At 71.8% G+C, this 20,290-nt stretch carries 16 protein-coding genes; 15 read left to right on the top strand and 1 reads right to left on the bottom strand.

What is annotated here, in order from left to right:
* The first annotated feature begins 122 nt into the window (after positions 1-122).
* The 15 genes from ACZ5K7_RS06705 (at position 123) to ACZ5K7_RS06635 (ending at position 18,971) form a co-directional block, all read left to right on the top strand.
* Entirely contained in the window at positions 123-944 is an 822-nt protein-coding gene (locus tag ACZ5K7_RS06705; protein ID WP_468911285.1) for a helix-turn-helix transcriptional regulator, read from the top strand.
* A 369-nt stretch (positions 945-1,313) separates the two neighbouring features.
* Entirely contained in the window at positions 1,314-1,493 is a 180-nt protein-coding gene (locus tag ACZ5K7_RS06700; protein ID WP_351692432.1) for a hypothetical protein, read from the top strand.
* Positions 1,494-1,545: 52 nt separating this feature from the next.
* Positions 1,546-2,361: a phytanoyl-CoA dioxygenase family protein gene (locus ACZ5K7_RS06695; protein ID WP_351692435.1), complete on the top strand. Its 816-nt coding sequence runs from the start codon at positions 1,546-1,548 to the stop codon at positions 2,359-2,361.
* Positions 2,358-3,479 carry a zinc-binding dehydrogenase gene (locus ACZ5K7_RS06690; RefSeq protein WP_468911282.1) on the top strand — a complete coding sequence of 374 codons (1,122 nt, stop codon included), beginning with the start codon at positions 2,358-2,360 and terminating at the stop codon, positions 3,477-3,479. Before ACZ5K7_RS06695 ends, ACZ5K7_RS06690 begins: the two co-directional genes overlap by 4 nt.
* A 16-nt stretch (positions 3,480-3,495) precedes the next feature.
* A complete protein-coding gene (locus ACZ5K7_RS06685) occupies positions 3,496-6,759 on the top strand; it encodes an amino acid adenylation domain-containing protein (protein ID WP_468911279.1) in 3,264 nt (1,087 codons plus the stop codon).
* Positions 6,756-7,811, top strand: coding sequence for a GNAT family N-acetyltransferase (locus ACZ5K7_RS06680; RefSeq protein ID WP_468911277.1), 1,056 nt, complete (start codon positions 6,756-6,758; stop codon positions 7,809-7,811). Before ACZ5K7_RS06685 ends, ACZ5K7_RS06680 begins: the two co-directional genes overlap by 4 nt.
* The gene (locus tag ACZ5K7_RS06675) at positions 7,808-9,106 is read left to right on the top strand and encodes an MFS transporter (RefSeq protein ID WP_468911274.1); all 1,299 of its coding nucleotides are present in this window, start codon (positions 7,808-7,810) and stop codon (positions 9,104-9,106) included. Before ACZ5K7_RS06680 ends, ACZ5K7_RS06675 begins: the two co-directional genes overlap by 4 nt.
* Positions 9,103-11,109 carry an FAD/NAD(P)-binding protein gene (locus ACZ5K7_RS06670; RefSeq protein WP_468911271.1) on the top strand — a complete coding sequence of 669 codons (2,007 nt, stop codon included), beginning with the start codon at positions 9,103-9,105 and terminating at the stop codon, positions 11,107-11,109. Before ACZ5K7_RS06675 ends, ACZ5K7_RS06670 begins: the two co-directional genes overlap by 4 nt.
* Positions 11,106-12,545, top strand: a complete 1,440-nt coding sequence (locus ACZ5K7_RS06665; protein ID WP_468911268.1) for a nitrosuccinate lyase — start codon at positions 11,106-11,108, stop codon at positions 12,543-12,545. The genes ACZ5K7_RS06670 and ACZ5K7_RS06665 overlap by 4 nt, the downstream gene beginning before the upstream one ends.
* A 176-nt stretch (positions 12,546-12,721) precedes the next feature.
* Positions 12,722-14,410 (top strand): hypothetical protein, encoded by a 1,689-nt coding sequence (locus ACZ5K7_RS06660; protein ID WP_468911265.1) that lies wholly within the window; start codon positions 12,722-12,724, stop codon positions 14,408-14,410.
* Positions 14,411-14,484: 74 nt separating this feature from the next.
* Positions 14,485-15,660 (top strand): ATP-grasp domain-containing protein, encoded by a 1,176-nt coding sequence (locus tag ACZ5K7_RS06655; RefSeq protein WP_468911262.1) that lies wholly within the window; start codon positions 14,485-14,487, stop codon positions 15,658-15,660.
* Between the two features lie 6 nt (positions 15,661-15,666).
* Positions 15,667-16,458: a gamma-glutamyl-gamma-aminobutyrate hydrolase family protein gene (locus ACZ5K7_RS06650; RefSeq protein ID WP_468911259.1), complete on the top strand. Its 792-nt coding sequence runs from the start codon at positions 15,667-15,669 to the stop codon at positions 16,456-16,458.
* A complete protein-coding gene (locus ACZ5K7_RS06645) occupies positions 16,452-17,273 on the top strand; it encodes a hypothetical protein (protein ID WP_468911256.1) in 822 nt (273 codons plus the stop codon). The genes ACZ5K7_RS06650 and ACZ5K7_RS06645 overlap by 7 nt, the downstream gene beginning before the upstream one ends.
* A 1-nt stretch (position 17,274) precedes the next feature.
* A complete protein-coding gene (locus ACZ5K7_RS06640) occupies positions 17,275-18,324 on the top strand; it encodes a hypothetical protein (RefSeq protein ID WP_468911253.1) in 1,050 nt (349 codons plus the stop codon).
* The gene (locus ACZ5K7_RS06635; RefSeq protein WP_468911250.1) at positions 18,321-18,971 is read left to right on the top strand and encodes a hypothetical protein; all 651 of its coding nucleotides are present in this window, start codon (positions 18,321-18,323) and stop codon (positions 18,969-18,971) included. The genes ACZ5K7_RS06640 and ACZ5K7_RS06635 overlap by 4 nt, the downstream gene beginning before the upstream one ends.
* A 362-nt stretch (positions 18,972-19,333) precedes the next feature.
* Here the strand turns inward: ACZ5K7_RS06635 and ACZ5K7_RS06630 are convergent, their stop codons facing one another.
* Positions 19,334-20,275 (bottom strand): alpha/beta fold hydrolase, encoded by a 942-nt coding sequence (locus ACZ5K7_RS06630; RefSeq protein WP_468911248.1) that lies wholly within the window; start codon positions 20,273-20,275, stop codon positions 19,334-19,336.
* Positions 20,276-20,290 lie beyond the last annotated feature (15 nt).

Genomic DNA, 20,290 nt, shown 5'->3' with positions numbered 1-20,290 from the left:
CGGACATGTACCAACGGGACTACGCAGGTGTGCACCAGGACCCCGTTCCTCCGCCCCCGGCCGCGGTGGGGACAACGCCCGGCGGAGGAAGGCATGTCTCACCCGAAGTGGCCCTCAGGGAAATGCTGGACTCCCAACAGCGGTCTCTTGAACGGCATTTCGCGGAAGTGCAGCACGCGCGGAGCCTTTTCTCGGCGATCGACGAACAAATGGCGGCTGTGCGGGTCGGCGTGACGGATCTGGCGCAGGTGACCGTGCTGAACGGTCCGGCGGATATATCCCACGCGCTGGAAGAGGTCGTAGGTTTGGCCCGTACCGAGGTGATCGGAATGCACCCCGGTATTCCGATCTCCCCGGAACGGCTTGCGGAAGGCCGTATTCGGAACAAGAAACTGCTGGACCGTGGTATCGCCATGCGGTCCATTCATCTGACGGCAATGCTGCGCACCTCGTTCGGACCGGCTCATCTTCGGGATCTGGAAAACGCCGGGGCAAGTGTCCGAATTGCCGCGGTACTTCCTGTCCGGCTCGTCATTGCGGACCGGCGGGTGGCCCTGGTGTCGACCCCTTCCATGGAACAGGAAGGATCTGCCGTCCGCCTGGAATCCGGCGCCTTCCCGGAGGTCCTGGTCCGGTTCTTCGATCACCTCTGGGTCCATGAAGCCGTCCCCCTCTCCCCGGCCGTGGAAGGCGTCATGGAGGGGGGCGGCGAGGTGGACGAGGCGAGCGGCAGCGATCGGCTGACCAGCCGGGAACAGGCCCTGCTGCGGCTCATGGCCAAGGGCCTCAAGGACGAGGTCATCGCCCGCGACCTGGGTGTTTCGCCGAGGACGTTGCGCAGGCTGATTGCGGACCTGATGCGGCGGCTCGACTGCGAGAGTCGCTTCCAAGCCGGTGTGGAGGCCGCGGCCCGCGGCTGGCTGGACGTCGCATCGCGCGACTGACACGTATTTTCCTTCCCTCCGCAGCACCCCGGCGGCCCACTCGGCCGCCGGGGTTTTCCGCATGCGCTCCCGGCGATCGGAAGCAGGACTGACAGCGAGGATGTGACGTGGCTTCTCCGGCGGGTCCGACCCACCGACTGACCGGTGTCTCCACCGCCTTGTTCGGGATTTGTCGATCCGCTCGGAGGAGTCGCCTCGCACGCGACCGGGCGGGCGTCCGTGACCTTATAGGGGCTTGGTCAAGAAGCCCCGCCACTGTCCTGGAGTGGCCATGGCCGCACGAGGTCAACCCGAATCTCTGGACGCGGACGCGGCGGTCGGCCAGCATTTCGAACGCAAGATTCGTACGACAGACAAAGGGGAGCTGCCGTGGATCAGCATAAGAAGAACAGCAAGAAGTCGGTGTGGATGGCGGCCGTCGGGATCACTCTGGCCGTTTTCGCCGTGGCCACTCCGATGGTTTCAGCGTCTTCCGCCGGAGCCGACGTACGGGCCGCCGAGCCGTCGGCCGTTCTGCTCGACACCTCGTGGCCGGCACCCACGCCGTAACGCCACGAAACGTACCGGGAAGAGCGGGAGTCGAACGTGAAGCGGGAGATACATGCTTCTCAGTGAAGAGCAGGTCCGGAATTACCGGGAACGGGGATTTGTCGTGGTCGACTCCCTGTTCACCCCCGACGAGGTGGAGGCACTGCGCGACTCCTTCCACCGGGACGGGGAGATTCCCGGTGACCATCGCATCGTCGAGGAGCACGGGCGCGCCGTCCGTGCCGTGTACGCCTCGCACCAGCGACAGCCGGAGTTCGCCGCGCTGGTGCGGCATCCCGGAATCCTGGGGCCCGTGCACCAGCTGCTGGAGGCCGAGGTCTACGTATACCAGTTCAAGATCAACGCGAAGCCGGCGATGGGCGGCGGCGGTTGGGCCTGGCACCAGGACTTCGCGGCCTGGCGCATCGCCGACAACCTGCTTGCTCCGCGCCTGGTGAACGTGGGTGTGTTCCTCGACGACGTAACGGAGTTCAACGGGCCGGTCATCTTCGTGCCCGGCTCGCATCGCGACGGTCTCGTGCAGAGCAGCCGGACCCAGGGCACCGTCAGGTCCGAACAGCATCTGGACCCCGACGACATCGCGCTGAAGCCCTCCGACATGGTGGCGCTCGCCGCCGAGCACGGCATGGACAGCCCGAAGGGCATCGCGGGTTCGGTGATCTTCTTCGATCCCGAGATCGTCCACGGCTCCGCGCCCAACATGTCGCCCTTGGACCGCAGGCTGCTGATCCTCACCTACAACGATGTGACCAACAAGCCCCAGCCGCTGGGCGAGCCCCGGCCGGACTACGTCGTCTGCCGGGACACCACGCCCCTGCGCGTCCTCGACGGTGCGCCCGTGCTCGCAGCGGCCGGGGAGACGGTGTGAGCGAGCAGGGGCGCAGCCGTGCCGTGATTCTCGAGGAGTTCGGACGCCCGCTCGCCCTGCGCGACTTCGAGCTGCCGCAGCCGCCCGAGGGCGGCATGGTCGTCGCCGGGCGGTACGGAGGAGTGTGCGGCACGGATCTACACCTCCAGCAGGGGCACTTGCCGGTACCCATACCGCTGGTGCTGGGCCACGAGGGGCTCGGCACAGTGCACTCCCTCGCCCCCGGCACCCATCTCGACGCCTCGGGCGCTCCCCTCGCGCCGGGCGACGAGGTGATGTGGGCGTCCTCGCTCGCCTGCGGCACCTGCCCGCCCTGCCGTCTGCACCGTGAGCCGACGCTGTGCGAACAACGCCGCACCTACGGAGTGAACCGGCCAGCCACCGGCTCGTATCCGCTCGCCGGGTCCTGGGCCGACCACATCGTGCTGCACCCCGGCACCACCGTGATCAAAGTCCCCGAGGACGTGGGGTCGTTGGCCGCGATGTCGCTGGCCTGCGCGGGACCGACCATGGTGCATGCCTTCTACGAGCGCAGGCCGGTCCGCGTCGGTGAGACCGTTGTCGTCCAGGGATCCGGCCCCGTCGGACTGGCCGCCGTCGCGCTCGCCCAACTCGCCGGTGCCGCCCGGGTGATCCTCGTCGGCGGCCCCGCACAGCGGCTGGAGCTCGCGGCGAAGGCGGGTATCGGCGACCACCACGTGAACCTGGTCGAGGCCGCCGACACCGACACCGCGCTCGCGGAGGTCCGGCGGCTCACGGGCGGGGCCGGTGCGGACCTCGTCGTCGAGTGCACCGGCGTGCCCGCGGCCGTCGGGCAGGGGCTGGCTCTGGCCCGGCGCGGGGGCTCGTACCTGATCGTCGGTCAGTACACCGACAGCGGCGACACCCTGATCAATCCGCATCAGATCGTGTACCGGCAGCTCGACGTCGTCGGTTCCTGGGCGTTCACCGGTGCCCATCTCGTCGAGTACGTACGGCTGCTGCCGGCGCTGACGCGCCGGTTCGCGCTGGCGGACCTTGTGACGGAGTACCCGCTGGCGGACCACGGGCAGGCGCTGGCGGCCGTCGCCGACGGCTCGGTGATGAAGGCAGTACTGGCCGGCGGCGACCGGTTCTGACGGGGGGAGCGCGATGATGACGACAGCATCTGTACGCGAGGGAGCGCGCCGGCGGCTCACGGCGGACACGGTCGTGGAGCTGGTGCAGCGGCAGGCCGAGCGGCATCCGGAGGCGGTGGCCGTCCGCCACGGTGGCCACGCGCTGACCTATGGCCGACTCCTGTCGGCCGCGGCCGGGATGGCGGCGACGCTGGCGGACGACCACGGTGTGGCGGCCGGTCTGCGGGTGGGTCTCGCCACCCGGCGTGGCATTCCGCAGATGGTGTCGGTCCTCGCCATCCTCATGGCGGGCGGCTGCTATGTGCCGCTGGACCCCGCACTGCCCGCGGAGCGGCTGCGCGGCATGATCGACGATGCCGGGCTCAAGTTGCTGGTGAGCGACGACGCGTATGCGGGGCCCCGGCCGCCGGGTGCGGTGATCATGGCGCCGCAACTGCCCGCGGAGAACGGGGAGATCGGGAAGAACGAGGCGAACGCCGGCGCCGGTCCCGGGCCGGGGCAGGTCCGGCCGGGGCCCTCGTCCGAGGCGTACGTGCTGTTCACCTCGGGGTCCACCGGCCGGCCCAAGGGCGTGGTGATGCCGCACCGCCCGCTGGTCAACCTCATCGAGTGGCAGCGTGCCTCCTCGACCGCGGGCGTCGGCACCCGCACCCTCCAGTTCGCGCCGATCGGCTTCGACGTCTCCTTCCAGGAGATCTTCTCGACCTGGTGCACCGGCGGGGAACTGGTGCTCATCGGGGAACAGGACCGCCGCGACCCGGCCCGGGTTCTCGACCTGGCCCACCGACACCAGGTGCAGCGGATCTTCGTGCCGTTCGCCGTCCTGCAGTCCATGTCGGACTGGGCGTTCGACGGCGGCCAGGCCCTGCCGCGCCTGCAGGAGATCATCACCGCGGGTGAGCAGCCGATCGTCACCCCCGCGCTGGAGCGTTTCGTCGAACTCACCGGCAGCCCCACGCTCGCCAATCAGTACGGGCCGACCGAGACCCACGCGGCGACGCAGAGTGTGCTGCGCGGCTCCCCGAAGGACTGGCCGCGCGTACCGCCGCTCGGCGAGGTCCTCGACAACTGTTCCGTCCTGCTCCTCGACGACTCCCTGACCCCCGTGCCCGAGGGCACCGAGGGGGAGATCTGCATCGCGGGGGTTTCGCTCGCCGACGGGTACGCCGTCGACGACGACCGCACCCGCGGCAGATTCGTCGACGCGACTCACCTGGACGGCGTCCAACGGCTGTACCGCACAGGCGACTTCGGGATCGTCGAAGACGGTGTGCTGCTCTACCGCGGCCGGCGCGACGACCAGGTGAAGATAAGCGGGCATCGCATCGAGATGGGCGAGGTCGAGGCCGCCGTCTCGGCGCACCCCGAGGTCGGTCAGGTGGCGGTGGTCCCCGTCGGCGACGGTCCCGGCACCCGGCACCTGGTGGCCTTCGTCGTACCACGCCACGGAACGACGCCGGACGAGGACGGGCTGCGGGCCTTCACGGCACTGCTGCTGCCTGCGTACGCCGTCCCCCGGCGCTTCCTGACGGCCGAGGCGCTGCCGCGTACCGCCACCAACAAGGTGGACCGGCGGGCCCTCGCCGCGCGGGCCGCCCCCGCCCCGCCCGCCCCCGCCCCGGCCGGCGACGACGTCCGGCCCCGGGGCGCGCGGGAGACCGTACGCGCGGTGTGGCAGCGGATCCTGGGGACGGCGGTGCCCGACGGCGCCCAGTTCTTCGGCGTGGGCGGTGACTCGCTCACCGCGGTCCGTCTCGTCGTCGAGCTCAACAAGCACTTCGAGCGGAAGATCTCCGTCGGCGATCTGCTGCTCCGGCCGGGGTTCGAGGAGTGCGTCGCCCATTTCGAGGCCACCGGGACGACCGACGTCTTCCGGCCCCCCACCCCGGCGGGCCGCGTGGAGCGCGGGGCGTGGCTGCCGGTCGCCCTCACCCAGGCCCATCGCATGAACCGCGAGGCCTGGCGGGCCCGGCACGGACTGCCGAGCATCAGCAACGTCCCCATGGCGTACCACCTCGAGGGACCGCTGGACGCGACGGCTCTCGAAACCGCGCTGCGGAACTTCGTCGTCCGCCACCCGGCACTCGCCCTGGAGATCGACGAGACCCCCGGCGCCCACCGCCAGCGGCTCACCGACTGGGCGCCCACGCTGCGCAGGGTGCGGCTCGATCCACAGCTGCCCGCCGAAGCCACCCGGAAGCAGGCGCTGGCTCTCGTCCAGGAGGACGCGGAACGCCCCTTCGTCCGGCACGGCACGGGGTACGACGGACTGCTGCGGGCGACGCTGATCCAGGTCGCCGACCGGGAACACCACCTGTTCCTGTGCGCCGACCACATCGTGTTCGACGGCTGGTCGGTGGGGGTGCTCAACGAGGACCTGGCCGCCTGCTACCGGGCCGCCCTGCACGGCGCGGCACCCCCGGCGGCCGAACCCGACCTGACCTTCCTCGACTGGGCCCGCGCGGAACACGCCTGGCTGGGCGAGGAACTCGCCGCCACCCTCCGCGCGGACTTCGGCCGGCAGCCCCGGGTGCCCGAGGACCCGGCCGCCGCCCTGCTCTTCCCCGCGATCGAGCCCGGCCCGGCCGCCCACTACGCCCAGGAGACGCTGATCCGCAGACGGCTCGACGCGGACCGGACGGCGACCGTGCACGGGCTCGCCCAGGCCACCGGGCATCCGATGGGCTCCGTCCTCACCGCGCTCTACGCCACCGCGTTCGCCCGCTGGTCGGGACGCGACCCGGTCGCGCTGGTCTCGACGTTCGCCAACAGGACCATCCCGGACGCGGACCGCTCCGTGGGCTTCTTCGCCAACAACGTCCCGGTGTTCCTCGGCCGGGCCGCCGGACTGTCGCCCGCCGAGATGATCGACCGCACCGCCCGCCAGGTGGGCCGAGCGGCCCAACGGGAGGCCGTGCCCTTCCCGTTCTGGCTCGCCACACTGCTGCCCGGACACGAGGACCTCGCGGGCAGTGCGCGCTACGCCTTCCTGAACGTTCGCAGCCAGGACCGCTCGGGCCTGGACCGGCTGGAGCTCGACGGAGTGACCTCGCGGGCGGTCCGCGTCGACATCAAGCTGACCCCGTCCTTTGCACTCGGCCTCCGGGCCGGGGACAACGGCGACGACATCGCGCTCGAACTCGCCTTCCTGCCCGCCCTCGTCGCACCGGACCGCGCCGAGGCGCTCATGGCGGAGCTGGAGGACGTCGTGGACCGGGCCGGACACCCACGGGGAACGGCGGACCCGGCCAGGCACCCGCGGGGAGGGGAGAGCCGGTGATCCTCACCGAAGTCGACGACCTGAGCGCCGACAAGGAGTGGTTGCGGCTGTGGCGGGCGGACGACCACCAGCACGCCAACTACACCGTCACCTCACTGGCGGTCGGCGCCGCGCATTACACCCGCCTCTACTACCTGCCCGAGGAACACGACGTCAGCGCGTACCGGCCGTGCGCCGAGCAGTTCATCCCGCACCACCTGCTGGCGACCGGCCCCGACGGCCCGGTGGCCGGACTCGCGCTCACCGTCGAGGTGCTGCCCGGACGGCACCGGCTGTCCGCCTACGGTCGGCCGCTCATGCTTGTCGAGGACCGTACGGCACCCGCACGGCTGCGCAGGCAGGCCGCCACCGCGATCCACACCCGGCTCCAGGAGCTCACCGAGCAGTACGGCGCGGAGCGCTACCACGCCAGGGACTACCTGGTCGGCGGGGAGATCTCGTCGCTGACCGAGGTGATGCTCCGTCATGGAGGCGTCAGCCGACACCACTTCACCCAGACCGTCGACCTGCGACCGCCCGCCGAGGAGCGCTTCGCCGAACTGCGCAAGAACTTCCGGAAGATCCTGCGCAGGGAGCGCGACGGCTTCGCCCTCGACGTGGTGACCGCACGCGACGTGACCCGCGCGCACCTGGACGACTTCGTCCGGCTTCACCTGGACTTCTTCGGCAAGACCCTGCGGACGCAGGCCTCGTGGGACTCGATCCTGGCCTCGGTCCGCGCCGACGAGGGATTCATGGTGGTGGGACGACAGGGCGAGAAGCCGGTCTCCATGGCCTACTTCGCCGTGTCGGACCACTACTGCCTGTACGCCTCGGGAGTCAACGACGCCGACAGCTACGGCAGCGGGCTCAGCCACCGGGTGCTGTGGCGGGCGATGGAACACGCCCGCGACCTCGGTTGCGTCCACTTCGAACTGGGCGAGCAGCTCTACCCAGGCATGTATCCGGACCTGCCGGAGAAGTTCCGGGCGATCGGTCACTTCAAGGCGGGCTTCAGCAACACCACGGCCACCCGGCTCGACGTGTTCTCCGCGCCGCTGGAGGCACCGTGACCCGCGACTCCCGGCGGGCCGGCCTGCCCCACGACTCCCGGTGGACCGCCCTGATCCACGGCCCCCGGCGGGCCGAACTCGTCCTGCACACCGTCACCCTCGTCAACGCCCTCGGCAACGGCCTCTTCACCGTCGCCGGCACGCTGTTCTTCGTCCAGGTCCTGGACATGTCACCGATCCGCATGGGGGTGGGCCTGGCCGTTGCCGCCGCCCTCGGGCTGGCCGTCAGCGTGCCGGTGACCCGGGCCCTCGACGGCCGCTCGCTGCGCGCCGCCTACAGCGCGCTGCTGGTGGTCCAGGCCGTGGCCATGGCCCTGCTGCCGACGGCCCGTTCGTTCGGCGTCTTCGTCGCTGTCCTCGCGCTGGGAGCCGCCGGGCAGAAGAGCGCCCGCGCGGTGAACAACGCGCTCATCGGCCAGGTGGCGGGCGACCGCCGGGCCGAGGTACGCGCCATCTCGCGGTCCGTGAACAACGTGGGGACCGCCGGCGGAGCCCTGCTGTCCTCGGCGGCCGTGGTCAGCGGCACCGACCGGGCCTACGAACTGCTCGTGTACGCCGACGCGTCGACCTTTCTTCTCGCCGCCGCGCTGGTGCCCACGGTACGCGCCGCGGGCCGGCTGGCCACGGCCGGGCGGGGCCGGTACGCGTCCGCGCTGCGCGACCCGCGCTATGTGACGGTGACGCTGGCCGACGGCGTCATGTGCCTGGAGTACTTCGTCATCACGCTGGTGCTCCCGCTGTGGGTCGTCGAGCACACGGCCGCTCCACGGGCCGTCGTTCCCGCCCTCTTCGCGCTCAACATGCTGCTGGTGGCGCTCCTCCAGATCCGGATCAGCCGACGGGCCGGTACGATCCCGGCGGCCGCCCGGTCGGTACGGGTCTCCGGCGCGGTCTTCCTGGTCAGCCTGGCCGCACTGCTGGCCGCCGGGCACGTGGCCGTGGTGCCCGCGGTCGTTCTCCTCGTGGCAGGCGTCGGGCTGCACACCGTCGGCGAGGTGTACCACGCGGCCGGCGCCTCCGAACTCAGCTACGGGCTGGCGCCGGAGGGCCGGATGACCGAGTACCAGGGCGTGTTCGGGCTCGGCATGGGGGTGGCCGAGATCGTCGCTCCGTACGCCCTCGTCGTCGCCTGCCTGGAGAGCGGGTGGGCCGGCTGGGCGGGGCTCGCCGTCCTGCTGGCCGCCACCGGCGCGACCGTGCCGTTCCTCGCCTCCTGGCCCCCGGGGCGCATCCCGGACGCGCCGGGCCGGGGACAGTCCACCGAGTCCGACTCCACGGAGGTCCTGGCGCCATGAACGTGCCTTCTCCTGCCGCGCCGAGGACGCCCGGCCGCCTCGACGTGTGCCTCGTCGGAATGGGACCCCGCGGCCTCGTGGTCCTTGAGCGGATCACCGCGAACGCCGCACTTCTGCTGCCCGGAGGCACGGTCACCGTGCACGTGGTCGATCCGTTTCCGCCGGGTGCCGGTGCGGTGTGGCGCACGGACCAGCCCCGGGAGTTGCTGATGAACACGGTGTCGTCGCAGGTGACGGTGTTCGCCGACGACTCCGTAGAGATGCGGGGGCCGGTGCGCCCGGGCCCGAGCCTGCACGAGTGGGCACGGTTCCTCACCCTCATGGGGCCCCTTGAGGGCCAGGACCACCCGCCGGACGTGCTGGCCGAGGCCTGCGAGCTGGGCCCGGACGACTACCCGACCCGCGCCCTGTACGGCCACTATCTGCGCTGGGCGTTCCGCCGGATCACGGTCACCGCCGCCGGCCAGGTCAAGGTTCGCACCCACCGGAGCCGGGCCGTCGCTCTCGACGACGGACCGGGCGGCAGGAGAGGCCCGCAGACCGTGCGGCTGGCGGACGGCACCGAACTCACCGGCCTGGACGCGGTCGTGCTGGCGCAGGGGCACGTCCCGGTCCGGGTCTCGGGACGGGTGCGCGCGCTGAGGACGTTCGCCGCCCGGCACGACCTGCACTACATACCGCCGGCCAATCCCGCCGACGTGGACACCTCGGGGGTGCGGCCGGGGGAGGCGGTGCTGCTGCGTGGCCTCGGGCTCAACTTCTTCGACCACATGGCCCTGTTCACGGTGGTCCGCGGCGGTCGCTTCGAACGGTCCGGCGGGCGCCTGGTCTACCGGCCCTCCGGCCGCGAACCCCGGCTGTACGCGGGTTCCCGCCGCGGTGTGCCGTACCACGCGCGCGGCGAGAACGAGAAGGGCCCGCACGGACGCCACCTGCCCAGACTGCTCACCGAGCGGTATGTCGCCACCCTGCGTGCGCGGGCCGGCCGGGGCGAACGGATCGACTTCGGCGACGAGTTGTGGCCGCTGATCGCCGTCGAGGCCGAGACGGTCTACTACGAGGCCCTGCTGCGGGCCGCGGGACGGCCCATCGAGGCGGAACGGGCGGCGGCGCTGTACGCCGGGGCGGGATCACCCGCCGAGCGTGCCCGGCTCCTCGACGACCTGGGCATCGACCCAGCCGCCCGCTGGGACTGGGAGCGCATCGCCCGTCCCTACGGGAACCGCTCGTTCACCGGCTCCGCGGACTTCCGTGCCTGGACGCTGGCCCATCTCGACGAGGACGTACGGCAGGCCGGGCAGGGGAACGTCAACGGCCCGGTCAAGGCGGCCCTGGACGTGCTGCGCGATCTGCGCAACGAGGTCAGGCTCGCCGTGGACCACGCGGGTCTGGACGGTGACTCGTACCGCGACGAGCTGGAAGGCTGGTACACCCCGCTCAACGCCTTCCTGTCGATCGGCCCGCCGGCCCGCCGGGTGGCGGAACTGGCCGCGCTGATCCGGGCGGACGTGCTGGGTCTCCTGGGTCCTGACGCAGTCTTCGGCACCATCGAGGAAGGGCCTGCGGGCCCCGCGTTCACGGCCCACTCGCCCAGGGTGGCGGACAGCGGGGTGAGCGCGCGCGTCCTGGTCGACGCGCGACTGCCGGGCGTCGACCTGCGGGCCGCCGCCGATCCGCTGCTCGGGCACCTCCTCGACTCCGGTCAGTGTGCGCCGTACCGGATCGCGGGAAGAGACGGCACCGCCCACACCACCGGCGGGCTCGCGGTGACCCCCCGGCCCTATCGGGTGGTCGATGCGCGGGGCCGGTCGCATCCACGCCGGTTCGCGTACGGCGTGCCCACGGAGGGCGTGCACTGGGCAACCGCGGCCGGGATCCGGCCCGGGGTGAACTCGGTGACGCTCGCCGATGCCGACGCCATCGCCCATGCCCTCTTCTCCCTCCCGCCGGCCGGCCCGTCGCTGCCCGGGTCCGTCACCAGCCTTCCCGAGGTGACCACATGACGTTTCCCGATTCCGTCCCGACCGATGCCCGCACCGCTCTCGACTCCGCGCCGGACACGGGGCTGCTCTCGCCGGTCCGGGTGGGCACTCCGGTCGAGGCCGCGGTCTCCGACCCGGCCTGGCTGCAGGCGATGCTCGACGCCGAGGCGGCCCTGGCCCGGGCGCAGGCCGGACTCGGCACCCTGCCGGAGTCGGCGGCCGACGCCATCGGCGCGGCGGCCCGGGCCGAGGCGGTCGACCTCGTGGCGATCGCCCGGGCGGCGAGAGAGACCGCCAACCCGGTGGTCGGTCTGGTGCGGGCACTCACGGACGTCGTCGCGGCGAGCGATCCGGAGGCCGCCGAGTACGTGCACCGGGGATCCACCAGCCAGGACGTGATGGACACCGCGGCGATGCTGGTCGCCCACCGCGCGCTGGGCCTGATCCACACCGACCTGCTGCGCACGGCGGACGCGTTGGCCGGCCTGGCACTGACGCACCGGGACACCCCGATGGCCGGGCGCACCCTGGCCCTGCACGCCGTCCCCACCACGTTCGGCCTCAAGGCGGCCGGCTGGCGGCAGTCGGTGCTGGACGCCGCTCTCCGGGTGGAGCGGCTGCGGTCCACCGGGCTGCCGGTCTCCCTGGGCGGCTCCGCCGGAACGCTCGCCGGATACCTGGAGTACGCGGAGCGCGACACCCCGGCCCCGGAGTCCTTCGACACCGGGACGTACACGCACCGGCTCGTCGAGGCCTACGCCCGGGAGACGGGACTGGCGCAACCCGTACTGCCCTGGCATGCGCTGCGGACGCCGATCGCGGACCTGGCCGGTGTGCTCGGCACCGTCGGGGGCGTGCTCGGCAAGCTGGCCCTCGACGTGCAGAACCTGTCGCGCACCGAGACCGCGGAGGTGGCCGAGCCCGCCGCGCACGGAAGGGGAGCATCCTCGGCCATGCCGCACAAGCGCAATCCGGTACTGGCCACGCTGATCAGATCGGCGGCCCTTCAACTCCCCTACCTTGCCGCCGGATTGACAGGGTGTCTGCTTGCCGAGGACGAGCGGTCCGGTGGCGCCTGGCACGCCGAGTGGCAGCTGCTGCGCGAATGCCTGCGGCTGGCGGGCGGTGCGGCCCACACGGCCGTCGAGCTGACCGAGGGGCTGCTGGTGCATCCCGACCGGATGCGCGCGAACCTCGGCATGACGGGAGGCCGGCTCGTCTCGGAGCGGATCGTCGCATGGCTCGCACCGTCTCTGGGCCGGGCCGTGGCCCGGCAGTTGCTCGACGCGGCGTCCGCGGAGGCGGAGCGCACCGGCGTGCCACTGGATCGCGTGCTGGCCGCCCGGCCCGAGGTCGTACGGCTCCTGGGCGCCGGGCGGATCACCCGACTCATGGACCCGGGCGCGTACACGGGCGCGGCGGGCCCGCTCGTCGACCACGCCCTGAAGCGGTCGTAGGGCCCGGCGCACTCCCTTCCCCACGTCCTTCGGCACCCGTCTGCCCGCACGCACCCGTTACATCCGCTCTTCTGACCATTTGTCACTGCGCTCGATCGAGGTGTCTTACGTTGGGTCTCCTTAGTACAGAGGGATTTGCGAAACTCCTGGAGCTCGTCGCGGAGGAGTCCGACACGTTGGAGTCGGCGTACGCCGCCGCCTTCCACACCGCGACGCTCGGTGGTCGGCTCAAGCCCGAGGTGGGCCTCGGCGCCCTGAGCCGCGCCGAGTCCGTCGTGCTCGCCGAGCTGCGGGAGAGCGGCGCCCGACGGCACCTCCCCCTGGTGCGGGACACCGCGGGCGAGCGCATGGTGCTCACCGGCACCGGGCGGCTGCGCATCCTCAAGGACGGCGAACCGGCGCCCGAGGACGGGCTGGAGATCGGCCGCATCGACTGGAACGGCAACCGCCCCGCCGACCTCGATCAGCGCTGGGACGAGCAACAGCGCGCGGAGGAAGGTGAGTTGAGCGATCTGCACGACTGGCTGCGGGCCCACCCCGCCGATGCGGTGGACACCATGGTCGCGGACCTGCGCAGGACCCTGAGCCATGTCGGACCGATGCGCGTCCACATCGGCGATCACTGCTACACCAACCTCGGACGGGAACACAGCAACCTGGTGGGCAAGTCGGTCCCGGCCGCCTCAGGGCGGTGCCGACTCAACGGGGTCGACGGCGTACCCGTCGAGCGGTGGACGGCCCCCGACGCCGCCTTCGTGGTCTGCATGTCCGCGCTCATCGCCTCCGGAACCCCCTCCAGGACCGAGGAGTTCAGCGGCACCCAGCTGACCGCCGCACGCCTGGAGGACTTCATTCGGGCCAGGATCGGCTCGTACGACGGTGTGGTGGACGCCGAAACGGAGCAACTGCCGCTGGTCGAAAGGCTCTTCGCGCTCGCCGAGCATGCCAGACGGCTGCGCCCCGGGAAGCTCGAACGGGGGCCGCAGATCTACCGCACGGTCCAGGCCATGACGATCAACAAGCAGGAGCAGTTCCTCGACCGCCCGGTCACCGCCGCCGATCTGCCGGCCGCCTTCGCCGCGAAGGTGACGGAGCTGCTGCCGGGGGCGGATCTCGACCGTCCGGACGAACTCGTCGACGCCTGGGCGCGGTTGATGCCCGCACTGCACGGACCCGCGTCCGGCGGGGCCTTCACCACCGGTCTGGAGGAAGTGATCCACGACCTGGTCGAGGTGGGTACGGAGTCCACCGGATCCCATGTCGGAATGTCCCGCGGACCGCGTGACATCACGGCACTGTCCGCACTCGTCGCCGCGGGCAGCCCGGACCCCGGGCACTGGAAGACCAGCGACTACTACTGCTGCGTCGTGCCGGCCCAGGACTTCACCCGGCGCTTCGACCGGGTCCCGGACGAACTGCCGCAGGTCGTCAAGGCCATCGCCGCCCGGATGCGCTGGAACGGCTGGCACTTCATGCCGCACGCCAGCGGTGCGAGCGACCACCCGAGCTTCGAGGACCGCGACTGGTTCTACGCTCCCACCATGCCCGACATGACCGAGTGGACGTCGCACCATCACCAGGGCCATGTCGCGAACGGAGTCCGGCACGCCATCCGGGTTCCCTTCGGCCTGACCCTGGCCGGCGCCCACCGGCCGGGAGTCCACGACTTCCGTCTGATGCGCACGGACGGCGATGTCTACGGCATTCCGGACCTGCGCGCCGCCATCGCCATCGGCCGGGTCCTGCAGAGCCTGTACCAGGCGCACGTGAACCGGTCGGAGCGGACCGGACCCGCCCTCGTCGTCTCGGACTTCGGCAACTCCTGGTACCAGCGGCGCCACGTGTCCGCCGCGGCCGTGCTGTGACCCGCGCCCCTGTGACCCGCGCTCCCGTACCCTCCCGACTCCCGCCAGTGGACCACCTTCAGGAAGGCCCCCGTATGTCCCCCGACCGTTCAGTCCTCCATCTCGGCCTGCGCCGCTCCCCCTTGGAATGGCGGCCCGAGATCGACGCCGCGGCGGAGCTGGGCCACGCCGTGTACGTCCACTCCGACTCCGGCCTCGGTCACACCGGGCTGCCCGACGACCGGGTCGCCGCCTTCACCAGGGCGGAGTCCGCCGAGGACGTGGCGGCCCGCGCCCTGCGGCAGGCACGGGACGGCGGGCACGAGCCCGCGGCGGTGCTGTGCTGGGGCGACCGGTACGTGGACGTCGCGGCCAGGGTCGCCGAGGCGCTCGGCCTGCGCGGCCCCTCGGTCGTCGCGGCCACCGTGTGCCTCGACAAGTCCGCGCAGCGCCGGGCCCTCGAACCGCACGGCCTCAACCCCCGCTGGCGCAGTGGGACCACGGCCGACGAGCTGAAGGCCGCCGTGGGGGAGCTGGGCCTTCCGCTGATCTTCAAGCTCGCCCACTCCTCGGGGGGCCGCGGATCCGCCGTGATCGACGCGGACACGGAGCCGGACGAGCTGATGAAGCTGACGTCTCTCAACTACGAGGACTCCGCCGCCTTCCTGGTCGAGGAACTCGTCGACGGCAGCGAGCACTCGGTCTCCGGGCTCGTGCACGGCGGCGAGGTGGTGATACTCGCCGTGTCCGACAAGTACTTGGCGCCCGGCGAACTCCGTACCACCACCACGGTCGTCCCCTCGGCGCTCACCCCGGAGCGGCTCGCCCGGGTGCACGAGGCGGCCGAGAGCGCGGTGCGCGCCGTGGGCATCGAGTCCGGCGGCTTCCATGTGGACCTGCGCTACTCGTCCGAGGGCCCCGTCGTCCTGGAGATCGGCGCACGGCTCGGCGGCGACCTGATCAACTCCCATCTCGTGCCCCTCGCCACGGACAGTGCCACGCAGCCGTACCGCTCTCTCGTCGAGACCCTCGCCGACGGTGAACTGCCGCGACCCGCCCCCTTTGTGACCACCGCGGTGATGCACCTGCTGCCGGTCCCCGCCGACAGCGACCTGCCGGCGGTGCTGTCCCGCCTCGCGGACCACCCGGCCGTACGGATCGCCGCCGAGTGGCCCTCCCCGGAGGACGAGGTCGTGGTGGTGGTGACAGCACAGGACCCGGACACGATCCCCGCGATCCTCGACGAACTCCGGCAGCGGACGGGACGGTAGGGCCGCGTGCCGGACCCCGTGAACTCCCCGGACACGCAGGGCCTCCCGGTCGTCGGCGTCCTGGCCTGCCGCAAGCGGCGTGCCAACGGGACCAGTTACTCCCGGGTCAACGACGTCCTCGCCGACAGTCTGCTGCGATACGCGCGCGTGCTGCCGTTGGTTGTCCCGCCCGACGAGGCCTCGGCCGGGGCCCTGGACGACCTCGACGGACTGGTCCTGCCCGGCAGCGGCTCCTTCGTGCACCCCCGCTTCTTCGGGGAACCCGGCGCGGAGACCGAGGGCCGGGAGTACGACACCGACCGCGACGCCGCCGCGCTGGCCCTGCTGCGTCACGCCCGTACCCTGCCGGACCTGCCGGTGCTCGGCAGCTGCCGGGGCATGCAGGAGATCGGCGTGGCGGCCGGGTCCGCGCTGCGGGACACCAAGGCCGCGGAGGCAGCCGTCCACCGCTTCACACCCGCTCCGGCGGGCGGCGACCGCTGGGCCGACGCGCATCCGGTGCACATCCGGCCCGGCGGACTGCTCGGCGGCCTTCCGGGAGGCCTCGCCGGGACCGCCGCATCCGTCAACTCCCAGCACTCGCAGGTTGTCTGCGCGCTCCCGGACGGCGTACGCGTCGAAGCCCTGGCGCCCGACGGAGTACCCGAGGCCATCAGTGTCGACTGGCCCGCACGGTATGTCCTCGGCATCCAGTGGCACTTCGAGCAGCACACCGGGGACAGCGCGCTGAACCTGACCATCCTGAAATCCTTCGGGCGGCACTGCCGCCTGCGCAGAGAGAAGAGAAAGACGTGCTGAACCTGACCGGGCCGTTCCTCGACTCAGTGGCCGAGCAGGCGCTCGGCGCCGTCGGAGACCCGGCGGACGGCGTGCTGTTCGTCGCGGGCTCGGTCGTCGACGGACTGGCCAACCGCAACTCCGACCTGGACGTCTACTTCCTGGGCGGCGACGGGGCTGCGACCGTCGGGGCCGACACCACCGTCCGCAAGGGCGAGAAGAGCGGCACCATCGGAGAGCTCGACGGACGTGAGGTCAGCCTCTCGATCCTGGAGCCCGCGGGCATCGAGGAGCTGACGCGCTCCTTCCAGGAATGTCTGGCCGCGCTGTCCGACGGCGGCGGAATCGTCCAGCTGGAGAGCCAGAACGATCTGAAGGTGCTGCACCGCATCCGTACGGGCGTCCCGCTGCGCGGTGCCGAACGGCTCGAGAAGCTGCGGGTGTCGACGGGCACCGAACGGCTGGCCGAATACCACGTCAACGTTCAGGCGGTGGCCGCCGTCAACCGGCTCACCGATGTCGACGGAGAACTCGCCGAGGGCAACGACGCCTCGGCATGCTGGATGTTCCGGGAGGCCGTCGCCCATGTCGCCCGACTGGTGCTCGCCCTTGACGGAGAGACCAACCCGGCGCCCAAGTGGCTGGTCAGACTGCTGGAACGGGGCGGCCCGGACCCCCGGCTCCGCTCCCGCCTCGCCCAGCTGCTGACGGAGCACGAGGAGGATCTGCCTGCGGCGCTCACGGAGGTCAAGGAGTTGTTGCGTGCCACCGTCGACCTCGCCCCCGACTCGGTCGTCGGCCCGTATCTGCGGCGCGTCATCCGGAAGCTGGGCTGACATGACCGCTGTCCTCGGACTTGCGGACCTCGCTCTGCACGAGATACCGGACGCACTCGTCCCGTCGGAACCCCGGCTCGGCGGGGCGGCGGTGCCTGTTCCCGCGGCGCGGCTGGCGGCGCTGAGAAGCACCGGGTCGGTGCTTCTGGGCCGACGGCCGGACGGCACCCACCTCAGGGAGTTCCGGGCGTCGGTCGTCGCCGAGGCCCGGGACCTGTTCCGGGTGCCGGACGGCCACACCCTCACCGTCGTGGCGGCACGGCCGACGGAGCTGTGCCGCCTTGCCGCCGCCCAACCCTGGGCCGCGGGCCTGGAGGTGACGGGGAGGGGGCCGGTCGCCGCCGCCTGGCGGTCCGGCGCGACGGATGCACGGGAGGCCGCCGGTTTGGCCCCCCTCGCCGTGGTGGCCGAGGAGGACCCCGCCTGGCGGGAGCGACTCGACACGGCCCCGGACGGCACGTGGCGCGCCGCGGAGCTCACCGGCACCGCCGAGGTGCTCACCGGGCAGTGCCTCCGCGACACCGACATCGCGTTTCTCTGCCCGAGCGGACTGCTCGGCGTCGGCGTCGGCCTCACCGTGGCCGTGCTCTCGCCGCGGGCCGTGTCGGCGTCACCGGGACTCACCCGGGCACTCGATGCGGCCGGCGCCGCGGTCGGCACCGGTGACCTGGTGATGTTCGCGCACGCGGTGCGGGCCATGGCGGAGAGGGATGCCGCACGCGCGGCAGCCGAACGCGAGGCCCGCCGCGCCCTGGTCGTCGCCTGGGCGGCGGAGCGCGACTGGATCACCGCACCCGCGGTCCGGGCGGGCGGCGAGCTGACGGTCCGGCTGGTCGTCGGCCTGCCGCCGCGCACCGTCGCCGAGCTCGGGCGGTTCCTGGAGGCCGCCCATCTGGCGTACGGACTCACGGACGCCGCCGACCCGCAGGCACTCCGCATCGGCCTGTACGACTCCCTGCGCACCGCCGATATCGAGCGCCTGCTCGGCCTGCTCGACTTCCTCCTGGCACGCCTGGCGCAGGCCACGGAACCCGATCAGGAGGGACGATGACCCCCCGCTCCGACGCCCTCATGATCCTCAAGCCGGACGTGCTGGGCGGCCCGTACGCCGTGTGCCCCCGGCCCGTCGCCAGAGACGCCGTGCGCGGGCTCGTCGACCTGTACACCGGGTGGCCGCCCGGCCCGTACGAGGCGGAGGCGTCCGGCGGCGCCGTCCAATGGGCCCGGCGCAACGTGGACCGGAAGACCGCGGCACGAGGCTGGTACGACAAGGAGCTGCGGTCACCGCGGGAGCGCGTGGACCGGCTGGGCGACCTTCTGCGGTCTCCTGAGCTGACCGGAGGAGGCCTCACGGAGACGGCCGGGCTGATCCTCGGCATGGCGGACGCCCTGGGCTTCACCGTCGCCGAACGCACCCGTCGCCGCTTCACCCACCGCGATGTCCTCGGCCTCTACGCGTACAACACCCACTACACCAGGCTTGCCGGCGACCTGACCGCCTACCTGTCCGGCAAGGAGGGGGAGATCATCCTGTTCGAAGGAGACGAGAACCTCAGCAGCCTCCACATCCTCAAGGAAGTGGTCCGCCGAGTCGTCCGCTACCCCACCACGCACTACGACGCTCTGGAGAACCTCCTGCACGTCTCCGACCCGGGGGCGACGGACTGGACGTACTTCGAAGGGACACAGGATCCGTGATCAGCAGCTGTACCACGCCCGTCAGCCGGTAGACGTACTGCTCCGTGGGAACGGGGATTTCATCGGGCAGGGAGAGGTGGGCCCGAAGGTTGCGGCTCCCCGCCGGCTTGCCGAAGTCGGACACCCGGTGCCCGTCCGTGGGCCGGGTCTCGGCCTCGGCATGTGGATTCCACCGCCGCTGTGCGCCCTGTGGTTGCCGGCGTCGCCGCGTACGCCTCGTATGTGCACCAGAGGGAGTGCGTCTTCGGTGTCCCCGGTCGGGCACGTCGGCCTGGTGCGCGCGGTGAGAGGTGGGCAGGGCGCCGGCGTGAGGCCTGTTACGTGCTGTGGATTCGTCGGGTGTCGGGAGGTGCGGTCGGTACTCAGGCCGCTGGGGCGGCGAAGAAGGCGGCGAGTCTGTGCGCGGTCCAGACGGGGTTGTCGGCGGCGTAGGCGTGGCCGCTGTCGGGGACGAGGTCGGCCCGGACGTCGTCGGCGACCTGGCGGACGCCTTCGAGGAGCGGTGTTTGGGGCAGGCCCAGGGCGGCGTTGAGGACGAGGACAGGCATGGGCAGTCTGGTGGTGGTGGCCGCGCGGATGGCCCGACCGTCCTCCAGCAGGGTGGCGTAGTGCTGGAATCCGCCGCGCATGCCGCCGGGGGCGGTGTAGTGCCGGAGGAACTCGGCGCGGTCGGCGTCGGTGAGGCCCCCGGCGGGGGAGCCGATGGCCCAGGCGGGGGTGAGGTAGGCGGCTTCCTTGCCGGCGGTGAGCAGTTCGGCGATGTCGAGTTGCATGTGGAAGCCGAAATGCCAGTAGCCGCCGGTGGCCGGGTTCATGAGCTCTTCGAGTCCGAAGCCGGGCAGTACCGACTCGGAGAGGACGAGTCGGCGGACCTCGCGGGGGTGGGCGGTGGCGTACGCGTGAGCGACCATGGCGCCGATGTCCATGCCGACCAGGTTGATGCCGGTGTCGTCGGGGCTGGTGCCAACGGTGCCTGCCGGGTCGAGCGTTGCCACGAGCTGGTGGAGGTCCTCGGCGACGTCGTTCTTGGCGTAGCCGCTGTCGGGCTTGCCGGAATCGCCGGTACCGCGCAGGTCGGGAGCGACGACGGTGAAACCGGCGGCGGCTAGGAGCGGCATCAGACGGCGCCATACCGCCCAGGTGTACGGCCAGCCGTGCAGCAGGACGACCGGTGGTCCCTCGCCGCCGACCACGTAGTGCAGGCGGGTGCCGTTGACCTCGGCGTACCGGTGGAAGAAGCCGCCCATGCCCGATACCGGGCCTTCGGCCGGCGGAGCGATGACCGGGGAGCTGTGTGCTGTCATCTGTCTGCCTTTCTG

It is taken from the genome of Streptomyces sp. NPDC031497, assembly GCF_055580905.1.
This window is presented reverse-complemented; position numbering and strand designations above follow the sequence as displayed.